1 protein-coding gene is annotated in these 1,011 nt (G+C 60.1%); it reads right to left on the reverse strand.

The genetic code is table 11. The features are described from left to right. On the reverse strand, positions 1-1,011 hold a 1,011-nt coding region (locus AC1DO7_RS41360), incomplete at both ends, for an IS5 family transposase (protein WP_477117585.1).

Raw genomic sequence — 1,011 nt, forward strand, 5'->3', positions numbered from 1 at the left:
TCCTCGCGGCACCGCACCCAGTATTCGTGCGATTCGGGTCAGATTGCTGGCGATCATCGTCAGCTTGAAGTGTTGGTCCACGCGTTCGAGGCCACGATATACGGTTTGGCGAAGCCGTCCGACCGTCTTGCCCCAGCCAAAGTGCTCTTCGATGCGTTTGCGGATGACCTGGCTCACTCGGTATCCCTCGTGCCGCGAGGTACGGCCATCGATTGCGCTGCCGCCAGCTCGCGCGTCGTTGCGYGCYACATGRGGYGTCACCCTGCGCGCTCGGCAGTCYTGAACAAAGTCGTGCGTGTCGTAAGCCTTGTCCGCACCGATMGTCTTGGCATGATTGCCAGGCATGCAGTCGAGCAAGCGCAATGCGCTGGCACGTTCGGCAAAGCCATCGGCGTGACTCACAACCGCGCCGACCACCAGGCCGGAGCGGTTCTCCATCAGAATGTGCCCCTGATAACTGAGGATGGCCGGGCTCTGGGCACTCTTCTTGTACAGCCGCGCACTCGGGTCGGTGCTCGATTCGTGGGTTGCATTGCTGCGCCGCTTACCCTTCCAGTCGGCCTCGGCATTGCGGCCGCCGCCTGCGGGCGGGGTGTCATCCGTGTCGTCCTTGGGGCGAAAGCTCTTATGGCTGGCCCATGCCTGAATCAGCGTGCCGTCGACCGAAAAATGGTCCTTGGACAGAAGGTTATGCCGGTCGGCCACGCTCGTCACCTTCGTGAAAAAGCTCTCGATTACCTTGTGCTCAAGCAACCGATCACGGTTCTTCGAAAAGACTGAGTGGTTCYACACGTCGTCTTCCATCGCCAGGCCAACGAACCAACGAAACAGCATGTTGTAGCGCATTTGCTCCATCAACATGCGCTCGCTGCGCACGGAGTAAAACACTTGCAACAGCAGTGCACGCAGCAACTTCTCTGGGGCAATCGAGGCACGTCCGCTGTCGGCATAGATGGTGCTAAACAGCCCGTTGAGGTCCTTCAGTGCGTCGTTGACCAGCAGCCGGATTGC

It is taken from the genome of Cupriavidus sp. 05N40 (genome assembly GCF_056397305.1).